Source organism: Enterobacter sp. EGD-HP1, from assembly GCF_000733275.2.
In the GTDB taxonomy this organism is placed as follows: domain Bacteria; phylum Pseudomonadota; class Gammaproteobacteria; order Enterobacterales; family Enterobacteriaceae; genus Enterobacter.
This window is the reverse complement of the sequence record NZ_AVOP01000032.1, coordinates 271,515-287,906: the sequence shown is the minus strand read 5'-3', so window position 1 is coordinate 287,906 and position 16,392 is coordinate 271,515. Positions and strand designations below refer to the sequence as shown.

The window sequence follows — 16,392 nt, the reverse complement described above, 5'->3', positions numbered from 1 at the left end:
TGATGTCCGCGCCTGTCAGTTGGCTTTTCCACGGCGGCTATACTGTTAAAAGGAGGTCCTATGTATCAGCGAATTGAAGGTGGAATGTGGCGTCACGTCTGGGTTGTCAGCGATATACATGGGTGTTACCAGAGGCTTATGGATGAGCTTAAACGCCGTCACTTTAACCCGTATGAGGATTTGCTTATATCCGTTGGGGATATGATCGATCGTGGTCCTGACAGCGTGAAATGCCTGCAGCTCATTCATGAAAAATGGTTTCGTGCCGTGCGGGGTAACCATGAGCAAATGGCTCTCGACAGTCTGGATAATAACGATTTTTCTCTCTGGACGATAAATGGCGGAATGTGGTTTGCGCATCTTGAACGCGACCAGCAGCAGCTTGCGCGGGAGTTGCTTAACGACTGTCGCCATTTACCGCACATTATTGAAATTCCCTGTGCTAACGGTCTGAATGTAATAGCCCATGCCGATTATCCAGCAGCCGAATACCTTTGGCAAAAACCGGTTAGCGCTCATCGCGTTTTATGGGACCGCGATCGGTTGATGGGATTCATGGTAGGCAAAGGGCAGGGCATCAGCGGCGCGGATCATTTCTGGTTTGGACATACGCCCGTCGACAGAAGGTATGATTTTGATAATCTGCACTACATAGATACGGGGGCGGTTTTTGACGGTTACTTTACGCTGGCGCAGCTGCAGTAATAAATAACCCGCCTTCGGGCGGGTTCTCTTTAGGTCAGGCAAGACGCATGACCCAGGCATCGGTTTTACTATCGTAATGCTCACGGTAAAGGACAGAATGTTCGCCATCAAGTATTGCCGGGACGCTGGTGTCTGCGTCCCATGCATCAAGCTGCATGCACAAATCCGGGTCGGATTTGCAGGGAATACTTAACGTTCGATCGCCTTGCGCTTCGCCGCGCAGCTCTGCGTCGTCGATCTCAAAAGCGCCAATACGCACGCTGGTTTTCGTCATAGTGCTCTCCGGGTCGGTTGTCAAAATCTGGTATGACCAGTGCGATCACCCATTTTTGATCGTAGACAAGGAGAGCAAAATCGCCAGTAAAAAAATGCGCTTTTTTCAGTCCGTGCGATCGTTACCGGTAAAGAGTCGGCCGTCCCGAACCAGCTCGCGCGGATAGCTGTTTTTCAGCCTTGAGCCGACCTTTTTTGCCAGTCCCAGCGGGTATCCCTGATACGTCACTATCATTTCATCACCTGATGGCGTGCTGTCCGGATAGACATCGCGACCACGGTACCACTCTTCGGCTTCCTGATGCGTCAGAGCAAAGGTATTCTCCCGTCCGGCAAGGGCGATAACGGCCTCATGCTGCCAGCGATAGCCTTTATTATGGGCTTCCGCCAGGCGGATCCCGATTCGCGAAAAACGGACCTTTCCGATGAGCGGCTCGATCTCAGCCGGGAAGAGCCATATCTCTTTATCACGCATCCAGAGACGCAGGCTCTCATCCCAGACCAGCCCAACCTTTTTGGCCGCGGCTTCAAGCTGTGCTGCATCGCGACCTTTAAGGGGAGCAAATGGGAAGTTGCCGACCTTGAATTTAGGTGCGGGCAGGGGAGCAACCGCCTGCGTTTTTCGCAGACGGGCCACAAAGAACCCTTCGCAGTCGTAAATTTGCGGGAATACGTGGAGGAAACCCTCGGGGGTTACCGCGTCTTGCGCCGAGGCAAATAGATCGTTAAGCGGCAGGAATTCGACTGCGTCCGGGTAGTTCGCTTTCAGCCACAGACAGACGTCTTCGTTTTCATCGCGGTTTAGGGTGCACGTTGAATAGACCAGCGTGCCGCCGGGGCGCAAAGCGTGAAATGCGCTCTCGATCAGCTCTCGCTGCGTGGCGGCGATCTCAAGGTTGCTTTCCACGGACCAGTTTTTTAACGCATCGGGATCTTTACGCACCACCCCTTCACCGGAGCAGGGGGCATCCAGCAGAATGGCATCAAAGGCTTCCGGTAGGGCGGCGCCAAACACGCGTCCGTCGAAGTGCGTCAGTGCGACGTTATGAATGCCGCAGCGGCTGATGTTGGCATGTAACACCTTCACGCGGCTGGCGGAAAACTCGTTGGCAAGGATTGCTCCCTGGTTACCCATCCGGGCGGCAATTTGCGTGGTTTTCGAGCCGGGCGCCGCGGCAACATCCATCACGCGCTCAGGCGTATTGCCATCGGCAAACAGGGCGGCAACCGGGAGCATTGAGCTCGCTTCCTGAATATAGAACAGGCCGCTCAGATGTTCAGCGGTACTGCCCAGCGGCACGGCGTCTTCATCATCGCGTTCGATCCAGAACCCCTCAGCACACCACGGGACTGGCGTAAGCTGCCAGCCGTACGGCGCGACCAGCGTCAGAAAATCTTCGACGCTGATTTTCAGCGTATTGACGCGAATACTCCGGCGCAGCGGGCGCTGGCAGGCGGCAATAAAATCGTCTAAAGACAGGTGAGAAGGAAGCGCCTCGCGCATCTGCGCCAGGAATTGTTCAGGAAGAAATACGGAGTTTTGAGCCACGGGCACACCACAGGGAAAAGTTCAGGTGCGCAGTGTAACATAAAGGCTCCGGTGCGTTGACACCGGAGCCTCTCGGATTAACGCGGCAGGGCGGTTCCCCATTCGCGCCACTCTTTCGGTTCGCTTTCGAGCAGCAGGAAGTGTTTACCCGGCTGCGCTTTTGGCGCCAGCGGCGTGCCCGGCGGCGTGGCAAACGCGATACCGCCGCGAATGAACTGGTTGAAGGTGCCGGTTTTCACCACGCCACCCGTCAGGCCGAAGTCCAGCGAATAGCCGGATGCCAGCCAGAATACCGAGTTATTACGAACCAGATGCTGGTAGCGTTCGCTGATGCGTAACGCCACCATCACGCGGTCGGAGAGCGTACCGAGCGTCAGGCCCGTGACCGTACCCACCTCAATGCCGCGGAACAGGACCGGCGTGCCGATGTTCAGCGAGCCCGCTTCCGGCACTTCCACCACGATACTCAGGCCGCCAAGGTAGCGCGAGTCGGTGATCGTGGCCTCCTGCAGCTCGAAATCACGACGGGCATTGCCCTGGCCTGGCTCAACGTTGATGTACGGCTGCAAAATGGTGTCGAGATGCTCAACGCCCGCGGCCGAGATCTGCGGTGTAACCACCGAGAAGCGCGAACCCATGCGGGCGAAGGTCTGCATATATTCCGGGTAAAGCACGGCGGTAGCCTGCACCTCGTTACGCGAGGTAATCAGCGTCAGCTTCTGGATCTGCCCGATATCAATGCCCAGGTAGCGGATTGGCATACCTTCCGCCAGCTTACCGGCATCAAACGCGTGCAGGGTAATCTGTCCTCCCACGGCACGTGCGGCGGTTTCGGACGGGAAGAGAATACGCTTATCGCCTTTACGCAGATTCGCCCCCGCGCCGCTGAGGTTATCGAAGCTAATCGCCCCGCGCAGCGCGCGTGAGAGCGGGGAGGCCTGTACGGTCAGCCCGTTACCGTTAAGCTGAACTTTCGCGCCGCCTTCGGCCCAGAAGACGCTGTTTGGCGTAAGCAGCTTGCGATACTCCGGCTTGATATGCAGTTCGATATCGAACGCGTCCGCACGCGGGCGAACGGTGATCACTTCCCCAACTTCAAACTTGCGATAAAGCACGACGGATCCCGCCTGTACGTCCGGCAGCGTCTCGGCGCTCAGCGTCAGCGTGGTGGTAGGCAGATCGCTCAGGCTGTTTTCAATCGCTTTCTCCAGGTTGGCATATAGCGGATAGCTGTCGCGCACGGGGCCTTTATCACCGGGCAAAATACGGATACCGCCGTTAACCCATTCGCTGGCGCTGGCGCCGAGAAACTCCACGCCGTCCAGACCCACCTTCACGTCGACGCGACTGTTCACCACGAATTTACTGTCGCCATGCACCAGGTCGCTGTACTGCGGATCGATGGCGACCGAGAACGTCACGCCATCCGCGGAGAGCGTACGCTCCAGCACCTGTCCGACCTGCACACCGTGTAAAATTAACGGCTGTCCGGCTTCGATACCGTAGCTTTCTGGCGCCTTCAGCCTGACGGTTACCACGCCCGGTTTTTGCAGCAGGGCTTTATCCGCCGGAGCAATCACAAAGCTATTGCTGGGTTGTCCTTCACCGGGGATCAGCTCAAACGTATTGCCGGTCAACAGCGTGCTGAGGCTGGCATCGTTCAGAGAAAGCTTTGGACTGCGCATTTCGATGCGCGTTTTCTCGCGCAGGAGATCGACCACGCTCGGATCGACCGTCATTTCGCCGGTGACCGATCCGCCCGGGTTGAGCGTCATTTTGGTGAGCTGGCCGACCTGCAGACCCTGATACATCAGCGGCGTTGAACCCGCTTTTAGTCCTTTAGCATCGGGCAGGGCGAGTTTGACGATCACGCCGCGCTGGCTGTGCGCCAGATCGGCGTACAATCCGAACGTGTCATCAGCGGTGGCAGGGCTTGAGTTTTCAGGGGAATCAAAGGCAATGGCGCCATTCACCAGCGCGGCCAGACTCTCCAGCTTCACTTTTGCACCGCTCAGGCTGAGGTCTGCATCCACGCCGGACACGTTCCAGAAGCGGCTGCCTTTTTTCACCAGATTGGTAAAACGACGCTCGATCAGCACGTCTATGGTGACGCCCTGTTTATTCGGGTTGATCGCGTAATCGTACACGCGGCCAACCGGGATTTTACGGAAATAGACCAACGAACCGCTGTTCAGAGAGCCGAGATCCGGGGCCTGGAGATGGATCATCAAATCGCCGTTATTAAGACGATACTTTGGCTGGGTATCCAGGGCGACAAAATGATCCTGCGGCTCGCCTTTGCCCGGCATCATGCCAATATAGTTACCGCCCACGAGCGCATCCAGCCCGGACACGCCGGCCAGAGAGGCTTTCGGCGTCACCAGCCAGAACTGCGTTTCGCTGCGCAGGGCATCCTGCATGTCAGATTTAATACTGACCCGCACCTGAATCTTGTTCAGCCCTTTTCCCAGGGAGATGTCCTGAACCGTACCCACTTCAACCCCCTGGAAGCGAACGGGCGTTCGCCCGGCGACGATGCCGTCGGCGGTCTGGAAATCAATGGTGACGGTACTCCCGCGATCTTCATAGCTCGTCCAGATAAGCCAGCCTGCAATCATCAGGGCGATGACGGGCAGCAACCAGAATGGCGAAATGCGGCGTTTTGTTTTAATTCTCGCTTCAGTCGGCGAAGCGGGGGTTTCCTGACTCATGTGCATCCCAAAGTAAGCGGCTATCCAGCCATTCCACAGCAAGAATAGTCAATATCACCGCAGAGCCGAAATAAAAAGCCGCGGGTCCCATTGTAAAAGCAAGTAGCTGATCGCGATTGATGAGCGACATCATCAGCGAAATCACAAACAGATCTAACATTGACCAGCGGCCAATCCAGGTAACGAATCGCAGAAGCAGAATACGGGTACGTAAGCCTTGTTCACACTTCAAATGAATGCTGATAAGCAGGGTAATCATCACCACCACTTTGGTAAAGGGAACCAGAATACTGGCGATAAAGACGATGGCCGCCACCCCGACGTTGCTGTGCGCAAGGGAGATAATTCCCGAAAGAATAGTATCCTCCTGACGCCCGCCGTTCACGTAAATAATGGAAATAGGCAGCATGTTGGCCGGAATCAGAAACACCAGAGAGGCGATGAGCGCGGCCCAGCATTTTTGCAGGCTATTGTTGCGCCGCAGCCTTAATGGAATATGGCATCTTGGGCAGCGGCCACGCGCGTCGGGCAACCCGGTATAGTGGCATCCCAGACAGACGCGAAGATTGTCATCAGGACGCGTGGCGGGACGCTGAGGGTAAAATCGCTCCCAGAGCTGTTCAACGTTCAGGTGGATCAGCGTCAGGATGCTCAGCAATACCAGGCAAATGAAAGCAAAGAGTCCGATGCCGGGCTGCAAAAAGGCATAGTCTTGTACCTTTATTGACGCAACGCCTACGCCCACCAGATAAATATCCAGCATCACCCACTCTTTGAGCTTATCAAGCATCAGCAGCACCGGGCGAAGGTTCATGCCAAGAATATTGCCAAACCAAAGATAGGCAATAGCGGCGACCAGCACCAGCGGCGCGCCAACGGTGCAGAACAGCACCATGGCAGCGGTGATGGGATCGCCCTGACGGGTCATCTGCCAGATCCCCTGCAGCACGTTGGCGTCAATACGCACGCCAAGCAGGTAGAGTTTCAGCAGCGGTTCGCTCCAGGCGAAGGGCATCAGCAGCAGCATGGTGACGGCCATGGCGGCGAGGCGGGTTAACGACCAGTCGCGACCGTCACGAATTTTGGCATCGCAGCGGGGACAAAAGGCACTTTGGTGCGATTTTATCTTCGGCAACATAAAAAGCGTATCGCACTGGGGGCAACGCTGATAATGTGCACGTGGCAAAGCTTCGCTTACCGTATGGACAGTTATCTTTCTTGTCGGCGTAATTTTGGTTGTTTTTAAGGCCATCAGCTGCGCACAAATAAGTATTGTTGAAAGTTATAATAACTCATGAACGGATTCATCTTGAGCATGAGCGCATTTAATGCTTATTTTAATAGGCTATGCGGTAAATTTGTAAGACAACTAAGTGATTGAATAATGAACAAAACAGAATTCTACGCGGATCTGAACCGCGATTTTAAGGCATTGATGGCGGGTGAGACCAGCTTCTTAGCCACTCTGGCAAATACTAGCGCATTGCTGTTTGAACGTCTCTCTGACGTGAACTGGGCCGGCTTTTACCTTCTGGAAGGTGAAACGCTGGTGCTCGGCCCGTTCCAGGGCAAACTGGCCTGCGTGCGTATTCCGGTAGGGCGCGGCGTATGCGGTACGGCGGTGGCCGAGAATCAGGTCCAGCGCGTTGAAGATGTTCATGCGTTTGACGGGCACATTGCCTGTGATGCCGCCAGTAACTCTGAAATCGTTCTGCCGCTGGTGGTCAAAAATCAGATTATTGGCGTTCTGGATATCGACAGTACGGTCTTCAGTCGCTTTACAACCGAGGACGAACAGGGGCTGCGCGAGCTGGTGGCGAATCTGGAAAACGTACTCGCTGCAACCGATTATCAAAAATTCTTTGCGAGCGTCGCAGGATAATCAACGGATAACGTAGCATTTACTGATAGCGTCATTATAATGACGCCTGTTCATGCCTGCGCTTGTTGGCAACGTCCGTTGTAATCAGGAAATTTCATGGAAAATCAACCTAAGTTGAATAGCAGTAAAGAAGTTATCGCATTTCTGGCCGAGCGTTTCCCGCAGTGCTTCAGCGCGGAAGGTGAAGCTCGTCCCCTGAAAGTCGGTATTTTTCAGGATCTGGTGGCACGCGTTGAGGGGGAAATGAACCTCAGCAAAACTCAGCTGCGTTCCGCCTTACGTCTTTATACTTCGAGCTGGCGTTACCTGTACGGTATCAAAGCTGGCGCGACCCGCGTGGATCTCGACGGCAACCCGTGTGGTGAGCTGGACGAGCAGCATGTTGAGCACGCGCGCAAGCAGCTTGAAGAAGCCAAAGCACGCGTTCAGGCACAACGTGCAGAACAGCAGGCGAAAAAACGCGAAGCCGCAGCGGCAAACGGCCAGGAAGAAGCGCCTCGTCGTGAGCGTAAACCACGCCCTGCGCCGCGCCGTCACGATAATAACGATCGCAAACCGCGTGCAGACAAACCAGCAGCAAAAGCCCCGCGAGCCCCTCGTGAAGAGCCGCGCCATACCCCAGTTTCTGACATCAACGCCCTGAGCGTAGGTCAGGCGCTGAAGGTAAAAGCGGGTAACAATGCTATGGACGCCACCGTACTGGAAATCACCAAAGATGGCGTTCGTGTACAGCTGACTTCTGGTATGTCAATGATTGTACGCGCAGAACACTTGTTGTTCTGAAACGGAGGCCAAGCCTGGCATGAACACTTTTTTTAAGCTCACCGCGCTGGCGGGCCTGTTTGCCATAACAGGTCACGCTTTTGCAGTGGACGATATCACGCGTGTTGATCAAATTCCGGTACTCAAGGAAGAGACGCAGCATGCGACGGTGAGCGAGCGCGTGACCTCACGTTTTACCCGCTCGCACTATCGTCAGTTCGATCTCGATCAGGCCTTTTCGGCCAAAATCTTTGACCGCTATCTGAACTTGCTGGATTACAGCCATAACGTTTTGCTCGCCAGCGATGTCGAGCAGTTCGCTAAGCGCAAATCCGAGGTGGGTGATGAGTTGCGTTCAGGCAAGCTGGATCTGTTTTACGATCTCTACAACCTGTCGCAAAAGCGCCGTTTTGAACGCTATCAGTACGCGCTGAAAGTGCTGGAACGTCCGATGGACTTCACCGGCACTGACACCTTTAACCTGGATCGCAGTAAAGCACCCTGGCCGAAAGATGAAGCCGAGTTGAATGCGCTGTGGGACGGTAAAGTTAAATACGACGAACTGAGCCTCAAGCTGACCGGCAAAGACGAAAAAGAGATCCGTGACACGCTGACGCGTCGTTACAAATTCGCCATTCGTCGTCTGGCGCAGACCAACAGTGAGGATGTCTTCTCGCTGGCCATGACGGCCTTTGCTCACGAAATCGATCCGCACACCAACTACCTCTCTCCACGCAACACCGAACAGTTCAATACCGAGATGAGCCTGTCTCTGGAAGGTATCGGCGCGGTGCTGCAGATGGACGATGATTACACGGTGATCAATTCGATGGTCGCGGGTGGCCCTGCATCCAAAAGCAAAGCGATTAGCGTTGGCGATCGTATTGTGGGTGTAGGACAAACTGGCCAGAACATGGTCGACGTGATCGGCTGGCGTCTCGATGACGTGGTTGCGCTGATCAAAGGTCCGAAAGGCAGCAAGGTTCGTCTGGAAATTCTACCTGCCGGTAAAGGCACTAAAACCCGTATCGTTACCCTGACCCGCGAGCGTATCCGTCTGGAAGACCGCGCGGTGAAAATGTCGGTGAAAACCGTGGGTAAAGAGAAGGTCGGTGTCCTGGATATTCCTGGCTTCTACGTAGGGCTGACTGACGATGTGAAAGTTCAGCTGCAGAAGCTTGAGAAGCAGAACGTCAGCAGCATTATCATCGACCTGCGCAGTAACGGCGGCGGGGCGCTGACGGAAGCGGTTTCACTCTCTGGTTTGTTCATTCCATCGGGTCCTGTGGTTCAGGTGCGGGATAACAACGGCAAAGTGCGTGAAGATGCCGACAACGACGGGGTGGTCTACTATAAAGGCCCGCTGGTGGTCCTGGTTGACCGCTTCAGTGCTTCCGCGTCTGAAATCTTTGCCGCTGCAATGCAGGACTATGGCCGCGCGCTGATCGTCGGTGAGCCAACCTTCGGGAAAGGCACCGTACAGCAGTATCGCTCTCTGAATCGCATTTACGATCAAATGCTGCGCCCGGAATGGCCTGCACTGGGCTCGGTTCAGTACACCATTCAGAAATTCTACCGCGTGAACGGCGGCAGTACGCAGCGTAAGGGCGTAACGCCGGACATCATCATGCCGACAGGCACGGAAGAGACGGAAACCGGCGAGAAGTTTGAAGATAACGCGTTGCCGTGGGACAGCATCAATGCCGCGACCTACGTGAAAGCGGGTGATATGACGCAATTTGGTCCTGAACTGCTGAAAGCGCATAACGACCGCATCGCGAAAGATCCGGAGTTCCAGTACATCATGAAGGACATTGCCCGGTTCAATGCTCTGAAGGATAAGCGGAATATTGTTTCTCTGAACTACGCTCAGCGTGAGAAAGAGAACAACGAAGACGATGCAACCCGCCTGGCGCGTATCAACGATCGCTTCAAGCGTGAAGGTAAGCCTCTGCTCAAGAAACTGGACGATCTGCCAAAAGATTACCAGGAGCCGGATCCGTATCTGGACGAGACGGTGCATATCGCTCTCGACCTGGCGAATCAGGAAAAAGAGAAACCTGCCGTACAGCCCGCTCCGGCAAAATAATCTCCCAACAGGCACAAGAAATTGTGCCTGTTTCTTTTTGTTCTTCATCCTTCCGTCAGCCAGATTTCCAATTGTGTAAAGTTGTGTCTTTCTGGTGACTTACGCCCGCCGGATGCTTGAAAATAGCCGCAATACCCATACGATGTGGGTAATCGCATAGTGCGTTTTGTTAAACTGAGGTAAAAAGAAAATTATGATGCGAATCGCGCTCTTCCTGCTCACCAACCTGGCGGTCATGGTGGTTTTCGGGCTCGTGCTAAGCCTGACAGGAATTCAGTCGAGCAGCGTTCAGGGTCTGTTGATTATGGCGCTGCTGTTTGGTTTTGGTGGCTCGTTCATCTCCCTGCTGATGTCGAAGTGGATGGCACTGAAATCGGTGGGGGGTGAGGTTATTGAACAGCCTCGTAACGATATGGAACAGTGGCTGATGAATACGGTGGCTCAGCAATCCCGCCAGGCCGGGATCGCCATGCCGCAGGTGGCGATTTATCATGCCCCGGACATCAACGCTTTCGCCACGGGCGCCCGTCGCGATGCGTCACTGGTTGCCGTCAGCACCGGGTTGCTGCAGAACATGAGCCGTGACGAAGCCGAAGCGGTTATTGCCCATGAAATCAGCCATATCGCCAACGGTGACATGGTGACCATGACCCTGATTCAGGGTGTGGTGAACACCTTCGTGATCTTCATCTCCCGTATTCTGGCGCAGATTGCGGCAGGCTTTATGGGCGGCAACCGCGACGAAGGTGAAGAGAGCAACGGCAACCCGCTGATCTACTTTGCCGTTTCGATGGTTCTGGAACTGGTATTCGGTATTCTGGCCAGCATCATCACCATGTGGTTCTCCCGCCACCGTGAATTCCACGCGGATGCTGGCTCGGCGAAACTGGTTGGTCGTGAGAAGATGATTGCCGCGCTGCAGCGTCTGAAAACCAGCTACGAGCCGCAGGAAGCGAACAGCATGATGGCCTTCTGCATTAACGGTAAATCCAAATCGCTGAGCGAGCTGTTTATGTCTCACCCGCCGCTGGATAAACGTATCGAAGCGCTGCGCAGTGGGGAATACCTGAAGTAACGCAAAGAACCTTAGTAAGCCGGGCAGGAGAACACTCCGCCCGGCTTTTTTTATGCCTGAGCTTTGGGCTGGGTCACCCGCAGGCCGCTGACGACCGCCGCGAGGGAGGCAAGGGCTCCCGCGGTGAGAAGCGCAACATGGTTGCCGTTTTGTCCGGCGAGGTTAAACATCAGGGCAACCAGTGCAGCACCGGTGCTTTGACCCAGAAGGCGCGCGGTCCCCAGCATGCCGCTGGCACCTCCGCTGCGATGACGCGGCGCGGAGGTGATGATGGTGTGGTTGTTAGGGGACTGGAACAGGCCAAAACCTGCGCCGCACAGAATCATGCGCCAGATGATGTCCAGATCGGTTGGCGATGACGGTAGCAGAGCCAACGCAAATAGGCCTGTCGCCATCACCGCCAGCCCCAACGCTCCCAATAAACCGGCATGGACGCGTTCAATCAGATAGCCTGCCAACGGCGCCATTACCATTGTTGCCAGCGGCCAGGGGGTTAACAGCAGGCCAGTCTCCACTTCTGAACGGCCTATCACGCTCTGCAGAAAGAAGGGCAGAGAAACCAGGGCCAGCATCTGTGCGCAAAATGAGCAGACTGACGTGCACATGGAGAGGGAAAAGAGGGGAATACGCAGCAGATCGACCGGCAGTAAAGGCACCGGGAGAGTGAGCTGGCGGCGAACAAAGAAAAAGCCGATCGCCAGCAGGGCGATAATCTCCGCGCCGGTAAGCATCAGAGACTGCCCCTGTGCAAAGCCACTCAGCGCCGTAATCAGCAGGCCAAAAGTCAGGGCATTCATCACCGCACTCGCAACGTCGAAGCGCGGCATAGTGCTTTTGGGTCCGTTAGCGGGGAGAAAGCGCAGGGCGAAGAATATAGCGACGATACCGAGCGGCACGTTAATGGCGAACAGCCATTGCCATGACGCAACGGAAAGGATCGCTGCTGCAATGGTGGGTCCCGCGGCGGAAGAGACGGCGACAATAAACGAGTTTATCCCCATGCCGCGCCCCAGATGACGCTGCGGATAAATTAAGCGGATCAACGCCGTATTTACGCTCATCAGTGCCGCGCCGCCAAAACCCTGCGCAATGCGGGCGAGCGTCAGGGTATGCAGTGAATCTGAAAGGGCGCATAACAATGACGTGAAGGTGAAAACCACCAGACCGCACTGATACACGCGACGGTAACCGAACATATCGCCCAGGAAAGAGAACGAGAGCAGGGAAACCACAATCGCTATCTGATAGGCGTTAACAATCCATATTGAACTGGCGGGAGAGGCGTGCAGATCGCTGGCGATGGTTGGCAGAGCAACGTTCGCGATTGCGCCGTCAAGGACGGCCATTGAGATGCCGATAATGATGGTCGCTATAGCGCCATACCGCTGGGGTAACGGCAGGCCATCGGAAAGGGTCTTTTCCATTAGGATTTAAAAAGCTCAGCGTGAAATTATTCTCAGGGTAACTATTTTAGCATTGTTACAGCCGCGATATGTCGCAGATTTGTAACGAAGTAAACGCGGATTGATTGCAGGTGACATGACGGGAACTTATAATAAAAACCGGTTCTGATTTTTATAAAACACTCTCTATGAGGTGGTAAATGGCTATTGCGGATTTGGATAAACAGCCAGATTCTGTTTCTTCCGTGCTGAAGGTGTTTGGCATCTTACAGGCGCTGGGAGAAGAGCGTGAAATAGGTATTACAGAGTTGTCGCAGCGCGTGATGATGTCAAAAAGCACCGTTTATCGCTTTTTACAAACCATGAAGTCGCTGGGCTACGTTGCCCAGGAAGGCGAATCTGAAAAATACTCTCTGACGCTGAAGTTGTTTGAGCTGGGTGCCCGCGCGCTACAAAATGTTGACCTGATCCGCAGCGCCGATATTCAGATGCGTGAAATCTCCCGACTGACCAAAGAGACCATCCATCTCGGTGCACTGGATGAGGACAGCATTGTTTACATCCATAAAATCGACTCCATGTACAATCTGCGCATGTATTCGCGCATTGGTCGTCGCAACCCCCTCTACAGTACCGCTATTGGTAAGGTCTTGCTGGCGTGGCGCGATCGTGAGGAAGTGAAGCAGATCCTCGAAGGCGTGGAATACAAGCAAAGTACTGCACGAACCATTATCAGCACTGACGCGCTGCTAACGGTGCTCGACCACGTTCGCGAGCAAGGGTATGGCGAAGATAACGAAGAGCAGGAAGAGGGGCTGCGCTGTATCGGCGTTCCGGTGTTTGACCGCTTTGGCGTCGTGATTGCGGGTTTAAGTATCTCCTTCCCAACCTTGCGCTTCTCCGAAGAGCGTCTGCATGAGTATGTGGCTATTCTGCACACTGCCGCACGCAAGATTTCTGAACAGATGGGCTATCACGACTACCCGTTCTAATCTCTGCTTGCATAAAAAACGCCGCAACAGATGCGGCGTTTTTGTCAGTGTCATTTACCCGGCTGATTAGCCATTATCAATCACGACGGATGTTTTACGCAGTACGGGGCAGTTCGTTAAACCAACAAATCCGCTGTCAGAATGCAGGTATTGCGCACTGCTCAATCCTTGTGCGGTTACATATTTACACTTAATGCCTAACCCAGCTGCGTTCTCGGTGCTTCCCACAAGCACACCATAACCCGTCAGCAGAAGGCCAATCCAGAGGATAGCCAGTGCAATAATTGTTCGAATGATTAAGCGCATCATTACCTCTTTTATCGTTGTTATCATAATGCTAGCGTAAACGGTTTACGCGATGAGACAAGTGCAGGATTCTGAAAAAGCGCGATGGAGGCACAGTTAGTCCTTGTTTAAGATAAGCGTGATAACCTCATTGCATCAGGTCTTTAGACGGAGTGTGGAGTGAAAAAAATACGCTGGGTAATTCTGATTATCGTGCTGATAGCGTGCGTGGTGTTATGGACGCAGACGATCAATGTGATGTGCGATCAGGATGTACAGTTTTTTAGCGGCGTTTGCGCAATCAATAAGTTTATTCCGTGGTAACACGCATTTTTTCTCAAGGTGATTTCCTTCCTTCGCGCCAGTGGTAAAATAGACGTTTTTATTGAGGTGGTGAAATGGGTGAGTTACTGAATTCAGGGCTGCTGAATATAGCATCCCTGATGATTTCTTTGGTTATTTTGCTTGTGGGACTGGTCATCTGGTTTTTCGTGAACCGCGCCAGTTCCCGTACTAACGAGCAGATCGAACTGCTGGAAGCGCTGCTCGATCAGCAAAAACGTCAGAATGCATTGCTACGCCGTTTGTGTGAGGCTAACGAACCGGAAGAGAAAGACGCGCCGAAAAACGCGGTCGCTGAAGATAACAAAGACGAAGAAGACTTTATCCGCCTGGTGGCTGAGCGTTAATCTTTTTGTCCTGGGAGGTGGCTGTGGTCTGGAAAAATCCCTGGTATGACCCCTCCCTGAAACATCACACCCCGAACGGTTTTCGTAATACCGCTCCTGTCGGACATCAACCGGGCGACCTTGACCGTTGGCGTAAAGCGCGTAAAGAGGCCGGTTTACCGAAGCCGCCCGCGCTGGGTTATGAAGACTTTATGCACCGGTGGTGGCAACCGGTTGAGCTTACGCAACCTCATGAAGATGGGGTGTGGTGGCTCGGACACGCGAGCGTGTTGCTGCAGCTGGACGGTAATATTCTCCTTACCGATCCGGTGTTTTCACGGCGCGCTTCTCCGCTCCCTTTCCTGGGTCCACAGCGTAGAACGCCTCCCGCGCTGTCAGTCGAACAACTTCATCAGCTTGATGCGGTCGTCATCTCCCATAATCATTACGATCATCTTGATGATGCGACCATTCGCCGTATCCTCAAACGCTTTCCCGACGTCAGTTTTTTTGTTCCGCTGGGGCTTGCCGACTGGTTTCGCCGTCGGGGAGCAAAACGCGTGGTTGAGCTCGACTGGTGGCAGAGCTTCACCTGGCAGGGGATGACGCTGACCGCCGTACCGGCACAGCACTGGAGTATGCGCACGCCATGGAACCGCAATCGCTCATTGTGGTGCGGCTGGGTTATGGAGGGGCGACATCATCGTTTCTGGTTCAGCGGCGATACGGGGTATTCGCCCGAGCTGCTGTTGATACCTGAACGTCTGGGCCATATTGATGCTGCTGCGTTACCGATTGGTGCCTACGCCCCGCGATGGTTCATGGCTGTCCATCATATGGATCCGCAATCTGCGGTGGCATTGTGGCAGCAGTTGGGCTGTCCTCTGGCGTTTCCCATTCACTGGGGCGTGTTTGAACTGGCAGATGAAGCCCTGGATGAACCTGTGCGGGAGTTAACTGATGCGCTAGATAATTTAGCACCAGTTAATCATTCTTTCAGGATACTGAAAATTGGTGAATATTTATCCTTATAAACGAAGCGATAAAATCGTGCATATATTCTGTATGTAAACCCGTGCAGGAATGTTTTATTTTAATCGAAACGTTTTGCTTGCCTTCTTTTGATGCAGAGTCATAAAAATTTCATTATTTTGGTGCATAACACTGTTTATTAACTGGTGCATTTTAATACAGTTGGAGGTGGGTTATTAACGGTGTTTTTTCTCTGAAACATTTTGCTCGCGTTACAATGATTTAAGCATAAGTTTTCACAAATTGTTCTAACTCAATCAAGACGTAAGATTTCTTTAGCCGGTTGCTGGACGCTTCGTAATGAATGAGCTATGTTAAAAAAGTCTTAGATTACAGCGGTTGTGAAGGTAACGCTGGGTCTTTGTTACGCAGCAGAGCTGTCTGTACGTGATGCGCATAATTGTGCAAAACCTGACAGGCACTGTTCGAATTTGTGCGGCGGATCGAGACATGTTTAAAAATGGCTTGCCATATTAAACATAGTGTGTGATAACACGTTTTGGGTCAAACGAGGTACAGTTCTGTTTATGTGTGGCATTTTCAGTAAAGAAGTCCTGAGTAAACACGTTGTCGTTGAATACCGCTTCTCTGCCGAACCTTATATTAGTGCCTCATGCAGTAATGTCTCAGTTTTATCTCAGTTAATGCCTGCGGGCTAAGAAAACACTCTAAGGAATTTTGCAAAATGGCAAAGATTAAAGGTCAAGTTAAGTGGTTCAACGAGTCTAAAGGTTTTGGTTTCATTACTCCTGCTGACGGCAGCAAAGATGTGTTCGTACACTTCTCTGCAATCCAGGGTAACGGCTTCAAAACTCTGGCTGAAGGCCAGAACGTTGAGTTCGAAATTCAGGACGGCCAGAAAGGCCCAGCTGCAGTTAACGTAACTGCTATCTGATCGAACCGCTGCTGACTGAAGCGCTTAGCACTTCAATCTCAGACATAAAGCCTCGCATAACGCGGGGCTTT

General features: G+C 53.5%; 16 protein-coding genes and 1 pseudogene. 11 read left to right on the top strand and 6 right to left on the bottom strand.

Features of this window, described 5'->3' with window-relative positions; translation table 11 throughout:
• The first annotated feature begins 60 nt into the window (after positions 1-60).
• Positions 61-705 carry a protein-serine/threonine phosphatase gene (pphA, locus tag N037_RS16965; RefSeq protein WP_032642359.1) on the top strand — a complete coding sequence of 215 codons (645 nt, stop codon included), beginning with the start codon at positions 61-63 and terminating at the stop codon, positions 703-705.
• A 34-nt stretch (positions 706-739) separates the two neighbouring features.
• On the opposite strand, the gene N037_RS16960 is transcribed toward pphA, so the two are convergent.
• The 4 genes from N037_RS16960 to yebS all read right to left on the bottom strand — a co-directional run bounded on the left by N037_RS16960 (position 740) and on the right by yebS (position 6,490).
• Positions 740-979, bottom strand: a complete 240-nt coding sequence (locus tag N037_RS16960; RefSeq protein ID WP_008500472.1) for a YebV family protein — start codon at positions 977-979, stop codon at positions 740-742.
• A gap of 105 nt (positions 980-1,084) precedes the next feature.
• On the bottom strand, positions 1,085-2,527 hold the full coding sequence (gene rsmF, locus N037_RS16955; protein ID WP_032642357.1) for a 16S rRNA (cytosine(1407)-C(5))-methyltransferase RsmF: 1,443 nt from the start codon (positions 2,525-2,527) through the stop codon (positions 1,085-1,087).
• 77 nt (positions 2,528-2,604) lie between these two features.
• Complete coding sequence (locus N037_RS16950) at positions 2,605-5,238, bottom strand: PqiB family protein (protein ID WP_032642355.1); 2,634 nt, start codon at positions 5,236-5,238, stop codon at positions 2,605-2,607.
• Positions 5,207-6,490, bottom strand: a complete 1,284-nt coding sequence (gene yebS / locus N037_RS16945; protein ID WP_032642353.1) for a membrane integrity lipid transport subunit YebS — start codon at positions 6,488-6,490, stop codon at positions 5,207-5,209. Before yebS ends, N037_RS16950 begins: the two co-directional genes overlap by 32 nt.
• 132 nt (positions 6,491-6,622) lie before the next feature.
• Between yebS and N037_RS16940 the strand changes: the two genes are divergently transcribed.
• From N037_RS16940 to htpX, 4 genes are all read left to right on the top strand, one after another.
• Positions 6,623-7,120, top strand: coding sequence for a GAF domain-containing protein (locus tag N037_RS16940; protein ID WP_008500476.1), 498 nt, complete (start codon positions 6,623-6,625; stop codon positions 7,118-7,120).
• A gap of 96 nt (positions 7,121-7,216) precedes the next feature.
• A complete protein-coding gene (gene proQ, locus N037_RS16935; protein WP_023336085.1) occupies positions 7,217-7,903 on the top strand; it encodes an RNA chaperone ProQ in 687 nt (228 codons plus the stop codon).
• Between the two features lie 19 nt (positions 7,904-7,922).
• On the top strand, positions 7,923-9,971 hold the full coding sequence (prc, locus tag N037_RS16930) for a carboxy terminal-processing peptidase (RefSeq protein WP_023336084.1): 2,049 nt from the start codon (positions 7,923-7,925) through the stop codon (positions 9,969-9,971).
• A 193-nt stretch (positions 9,972-10,164) separates the two neighbouring features.
• Positions 10,165-11,046: a protease HtpX gene (gene htpX, locus N037_RS16925; RefSeq protein WP_014884290.1), complete on the top strand. Its 882-nt coding sequence runs from the start codon at positions 10,165-10,167 to the stop codon at positions 11,044-11,046.
• A 50-nt stretch (positions 11,047-11,096) separates the two neighbouring features.
• Here the strand turns inward: htpX and N037_RS16920 are convergent, their stop codons facing one another.
• On the bottom strand, positions 11,097-12,470 hold the full coding sequence (locus N037_RS16920; RefSeq protein WP_023336083.1) for an MFS transporter: 1,374 nt from the start codon (positions 12,468-12,470) through the stop codon (positions 11,097-11,099).
• A gap of 179 nt (positions 12,471-12,649) precedes the next feature.
• On the opposite strand from N037_RS16920, the gene kdgR reads away from it, so the two are divergent.
• Complete coding sequence (gene kdgR, locus N037_RS16915; protein WP_032642351.1) at positions 12,650-13,441, top strand: DNA-binding transcriptional regulator KdgR; 792 nt, start codon at positions 12,650-12,652, stop codon at positions 13,439-13,441.
• A 66-nt stretch (positions 13,442-13,507) separates the two neighbouring features.
• Here the strand turns inward: kdgR and N037_RS24255 are convergent, their stop codons facing one another.
• The gene (locus N037_RS24255; RefSeq protein ID WP_032642350.1) at positions 13,508-13,747 is read right to left on the bottom strand and encodes a YobH family protein; all 240 of its coding nucleotides are present in this window, start codon (positions 13,745-13,747) and stop codon (positions 13,508-13,510) included.
• 159 nt (positions 13,748-13,906) lie between these two features.
• Between N037_RS24255 and mgrB the strand changes: the two genes are divergently transcribed.
• From mgrB to cspE, 5 genes and pseudogenes are all read left to right on the top strand, one after another.
• On the top strand, positions 13,907-14,050 hold the full coding sequence (gene mgrB, locus N037_RS16910; protein WP_006175995.1) for a PhoP/PhoQ regulator MgrB: 144 nt from the start codon (positions 13,907-13,909) through the stop codon (positions 14,048-14,050).
• A 74-nt stretch (positions 14,051-14,124) separates the two neighbouring features.
• Entirely contained in the window at positions 14,125-14,415 is a 291-nt protein-coding gene (locus N037_RS16905; protein WP_023336080.1) for a YebO family protein, read from the top strand.
• A 23-nt stretch (positions 14,416-14,438) separates the two neighbouring features.
• The gene (locus tag N037_RS16900; protein WP_023336079.1) at positions 14,439-15,428 is read left to right on the top strand and encodes an MBL fold metallo-hydrolase; all 990 of its coding nucleotides are present in this window, start codon (positions 14,439-14,441) and stop codon (positions 15,426-15,428) included.
• Between the two features lie 525 nt (positions 15,429-15,953).
• Positions 15,954-16,098: pseudogene (locus N037_RS24245) on the top strand (DUF2627 domain-containing protein).
• Between the two features lie 13 nt (positions 16,099-16,111).
• On the top strand, positions 16,112-16,321 hold the full coding sequence (gene cspE / locus N037_RS16895) for a transcription antiterminator/RNA stability regulator CspE (protein WP_001062678.1): 210 nt from the start codon (positions 16,112-16,114) through the stop codon (positions 16,319-16,321).
• Positions 16,322-16,392 lie beyond the last annotated feature (71 nt).